We start from the raw sequence: 4,823 nt of genomic DNA, 5'->3' as shown, positions 1-4,823 counted from the left end.
GCTTGTGTGTTATGTTTGTGTTGTCGCGGCGTCGGCCGATCGCTACGCTCCCCTCTTCGGCGTCAGCGTCAGATGTGTATAGGCGACAGCCGCAGAGGCCGCGGACGCCTTCCTCGCCCTGGTCGCCGAGCGCGGGAACGCGGACGCCGCGTCCGGGAGCCTCGGCGCGGACCCGCTCGGGCTGGCCGCCCGCACCGGAACCGCCGGGTCGCTCGACGAGGCCGCCGCGCTGGCCGTCCGATGCGTCCGCGAGTTCCCGAAGCTGCGCGCGATCACCGTGGACGGCACCCCGTACCACGACGCGGGCGGGAGCGACGCCGAGGAACTGGGCGCCGCCGTCGCCGCCGGGGTCGCCTACCTGCGCGCGCTGACCGGCGCCGGGCTGAGCGTGGACGAGGCGTTCGGGCAGATCGAGTTCCGGCTCGCCGTCAACGCCGACCAGTTCTCCTCGATCGCCAAGGTGCGCGCGCTGCGCCGCCTGTGGGCGCGGGTCGCCGAGGCCAGCGGCGCCGCCGACGGGACGGCCGCGCGGATCCACGCGGTCACGTCGTCGGCGATGATGACGCGCCGCGACCCGTGGGTGAACATGCTCCGCACCACCATCGCGACGTTCGCGGCCGGGGTGGGCGGCGCGGACGCGGTCACCGTCCAGCCGTTCGACGCCCGCCTCGGGCTGCCGGACGGCTTCGCCCGCCGCATCGCCCGCAACACCCAGACCCTGCTGCTGGAGGAGTCGAGCCTCGCCCGCGTCGTCGACCCGGCCGGCGGGTCCTGGTACGCCGAGAGCCTCACCGAGGGCCTCGCCCAGTCCGCGTGGGCCTGGTTCACCGAGATCGAGAAGGCCGGCGGCCTCACCGCCGCCCTGGACTCGGGTCTCATCGCCGACCGGCTCGCCGCGACTTGGGCGCGGCGGCGGAAGGACATCGCCCGGCGCAAGGCCCCGCTCACCGGTGTCAGCGAGTTCCCCAACCTCGCCGAGAAGCTGCCCGAGCGGGACGCTGCGCCGGTTCAGCCGGGCGGCGGCCTGCCGGTGGTGACGTACGCGCAGGACTTCGAGGACCTCCGCGACCGCTCCGACGCGCACCTGGACGCGACAGGCGAACGTCCCAAGGTGTTCCTGGCGACGCTCGGGCCCATCGCCGTCCACACGGCCCGTGCGTCCTTCGCCGCCAACCTGTTCCAGGCGGGCGGCATCGAGACCGTCACCGGGGCGCCCGAGGAGTTCGGGACGTCCGGCACCACCGTCGCCTGCGTCTGCTCCAGCGACCGGCTGTACGAGGAGCAGGCCGCGGACGCCGCGCGGATCCTGCGCGAAGCGGGCGCGGTGAAGGTCTGGCTCGCGGGTAAGGGAACCTACGAGGGGGTCGACTCCAACGTGTACGCGGGATGCGACGCGATCGGGGTCCTGGAGACCACCCTCCACGATCTGGGAGTGAACGAATGATCCCCGACTTCACCGAGATCGAGCTCGGCGCGGCGCCCCCCGCCGACGAGGCCGCCAAGCGGTGGCGCGCCGCCGTCTCCGACGGTGACGCCAAGAGCTGGGACACCCCGGAGGGCATCGAGGTCAAGCCCCTCTACACCGGCGACGACCTGGCCGGGCTCGACTTCCTCGACACCCTGCCCGGCATCGCGCCCTACCTGCGCGGCCCCTACCCGGCGATGTACGCGACCCAGCCGTGGACGATCCGGCAGTACGCCGGGTTCTCCACCGCCGAGGAGTCCAACGCCTTCTACCGGCGCAACCTCGCGGCCGGGCAGAAGGGCCTGTCGGTCGCGTTCGACCTCGCCACCCATCGCGGCTACGACTCCGACCACCCGCGCGTCTCCGGCGACGTCGGCATGGCGGGGGTCGCGATCGACTCCATCTACGACATGCGCCAGCTGTTCGACGGCATCCCGCTGGACAAGATGAGCGTGTCGATGACCATGAACGGCGCCGTCCTGCCCGTCCTGGCGCTCTACATCGCCGCTGCCGAGGAACAGGGGGTGAAGCCGGAGGCGCTCGCCGGGACCATCCAGAACGACATCCTCAAGGAGTTCATGGTCCGCAACACCTATATCTATCCGCCGCAGCCGTCGATGCGGATCATCTCCGACATCTTCGCGTTCACCTCGCAGCGGATGCCGAAGTACAACTCCATCTCGATCTCCGGCTACCACATCCAGGAGGCCGGGGCCACCGCCGACCTGGAGCTGGCCTACACCCTCGCCGACGGCGTCGAGTACATCCGTGCCGGACGCGACGCCGGGCTCGACATCGACGCGTTCGCGCCGCGGCTGTCGTTCTTCTGGGCGATCGGGATGAACTTCTTCATGGAGGTCGCCAAGCTGCGCGCCGCCCGGCTGCTGTGGGCGCGGCTCGTGAAGACGTTCGGGCCGCAGAACCCCAAGTCGCTGTCGCTGCGGACGCACTCGCAGACGTCCGGCTGGTCGCTGACCGCGCAGGACGTCTTCAACAACGTCGCCCGCACCTGCATCGAGGCCATGGCCGCCACGCAGGGCCACACCCAGTCGCTGCACACCAACGCGCTGGACGAGGCGCTCGCCCTGCCGACCGACTTCTCGGCCCGCATCGCCCGCAACACCCAGCTGCTCCTGCAGCAGGAGTCCGGGACGACCCGCACGATCGACCCGTGGGGCGGCAGCGCCTACGTCGAGCGGCTCACCTACGACCTCGCCCGCCGCGCCTGGGGCCACATCACCGAGGTCGAGCAGGCCGGCGGCATGGCGAAGGCGATCGACGAGGGGCTGCCCAAGCTGCGCATCGAGGAGGCCGCGGCCCGCACCCAGGCCCGCATCGACTCGGGGCGGCAGCCGGTCATCGGCGTCAACAAGTACCGTCCGGACGCCGAGCAGGAGATCGAGGTCCTCAAGGTCGACAACGCGTCCGTCCGGGCGCAGCAGATCGACAAGCTGCGCCGGCTGCGGGAGGAGCGCGACGAGACGGCCGCGCGATCCGCGCTGGACGCGCTGACCCGCGCCGCCGGGGCCGCGGAGAACGGCACCCGCGCGTCCGGGCTGGAGCAGAACCTCCTCGCCCTCGCCATCGACGCGGCCCGCGCCAAGGCGACCGTCGGCGAGATCTCCGACGCCCTGGAGAAGGCGTACGGGCGGCACGCGGCGCAGATCCGTACGATCTCCGGTGTGTATCGGGAAGAGGCCGGCCAGGTGACGAGCATCGAGAAGGCGCGCGCCGCGACCGCCGCGTTCGAGGACGCCGAGGGCCGCCGCCCCCGCATCCTCGTCGCCAAGATGGGCCAGGACGGCCACGACCGCGGCCAGAAGGTGATCGCGACCGGGTTCGCCGACCTCGGCTTCGACGTCGACGTGGGCCCGCTGTTCCAGACCCCGGCGGAGGTCGCCCGGCAGGCCGTCGAGGCCGACGTGCACATCGTCGGCGTCAACTCCCTCGCCGCCGGCCACCTCACCCTGGTGCCCGCGCTGCGCGAGGAGCTGGCCGCGCTCGGCCGCGCCGACATCATGATCGTCGTCGGCGGGGTCATCCCGCCCGGGGACTTCGACGAGCTGCGCGCCGCCGGCGCGGCGGCGATCTTCCCGCCCGGTACCGTCCTCGCGGACGCGGCGCTCGGCCTCCTGGACGAGCTGACCGCCGAACTGGGGCACGTGTCCCCGTGAAGCCGGGGCTCGACGACTACGTCGCCGGGGTGCGGGACGGGTCGCGGGCGTGGATCGCCCGCGCGGTCACGCTCGTGGAGTCGACCCGTCCCGACCACCGGGAGCTGGCGCAGAAGCTGCTGGTCGAGCTGACCCCGCACACCGGGAACGCCCGCCGCGTCGGGATCACCGGGGTGCCCGGGGTCGGCAAGTCCACGTTCATCGACGCCCTGGGCACCCGTCTGACGGGCGAGGGCCACAGGGTGGCGGTGCTCGCCGTGGACCCGTCCTCGACCCGGACCGGCGGCAGCATCCTCGGCGACAAGACCCGCATGCAGCGCCTCGCGGTCGACCCGGACGCGTTCATCCGCCCGTCGCCCACCGCCGGGACGCTGGGCGGCGTCGCCAAGGCCACCCGCGAGGCGATGGTCGTCATGGAGGCCGCCGGATACGACATCGTCCTCGTCGAGACCGTGGGCGTCGGCCAGTCGGAGACGACCGTCGCCGAAATGGTCGACTCCTTCCTGTTCCTCACGCTCGCCCGCACCGGCGACCAGCTCCAGGGCATCAAGAAGGGCGTCCTGGAGCTGGCCGACGTGATCGCCGTCAACAAGGCCGACGGCGAGCACAAGATGGAGGCCAAGCGCGCCGCCCGTGAGCTGTCGGGGGCGCTGCGGATGCTGCGCAGCGACGAACGCGTCCGCGACACCCCCGTCCTCACCTGCAGCGCCCGCGAGGGCACCGGGCTGGACGAGGTGTGGGGCAAGATCGTCGAGCACCAGGAGCGGCTGCGCGACTCCGGCGAGCTGGAGACGCGGCGCCGCCGCCAGCAGGTCGGCTGGACGTGGGCGATGGTGCACGACCGGCTGCTCGGCGAACTGCACGCGCACCCCGACGTCCGGAAGCTGGTCCCGGCACTGGAGCGGGAGGTCGCGGACGGGACGCTCACTCCCGCCCTCGCCGCCGACCGCATCCTGGCCGCGTTCACCCGGGACGCCTGACCCCGGTTTGGCCGGGGTCCCGGTCGCGGCGGCCCGGGATCAGGTACAAAAGTCGGATGGACGTCATCGCGCTCGACGCTCCGACGGACGCGCAGATCCGCGCGTGGCACGAGGTGCTCGCGGCCGTCCACGCCGCCGACCCCGTGGAGCCCGCCCCGGACCCGGACGAGACGGCGCGGCGGCTGCTCGGCGCCGAGCCCGGAT

At 72.7% G+C, this 4,823-nt stretch carries 2 protein-coding genes and 1 pseudogene; all 3 read left to right on the top strand.

The annotated features are described in order from the left end of the window. Positions 1-94: 94 nt before the first annotated feature. Positions 95-1,444, top strand: a pseudogene (locus HUX53_RS16635) (methylmalonyl-CoA mutase family protein); the annotation flags it as partial. Continuing rightward, on the top strand, positions 1,441-3,639 hold the full coding sequence (gene scpA, locus HUX53_RS16630; protein WP_176404114.1) for a methylmalonyl-CoA mutase: 2,199 nt from the start codon (positions 1,441-1,443) through the stop codon (positions 3,637-3,639). The pseudogene HUX53_RS16635 and the gene scpA, both read left to right, overlap by 4 nt. Continuing rightward, a complete protein-coding gene (meaB, locus tag HUX53_RS16625; RefSeq protein WP_176404113.1) occupies positions 3,636-4,619 on the top strand; it encodes a methylmalonyl Co-A mutase-associated GTPase MeaB in 984 nt (327 codons plus the stop codon). Before scpA ends, meaB begins: the two co-directional genes overlap by 4 nt. The last annotated feature ends 204 nt before the right edge of the window (positions 4,620-4,823 follow it).

The sequence above is a fragment of the Actinomadura sp. BRA 177 genome (assembly GCF_013372625.1).
GTDB lineage: Bacteria > Actinomycetota > Actinomycetes > Streptosporangiales > Streptosporangiaceae > Spirillospora.
This window is presented reverse-complemented; position numbering and strand designations above follow the sequence as displayed.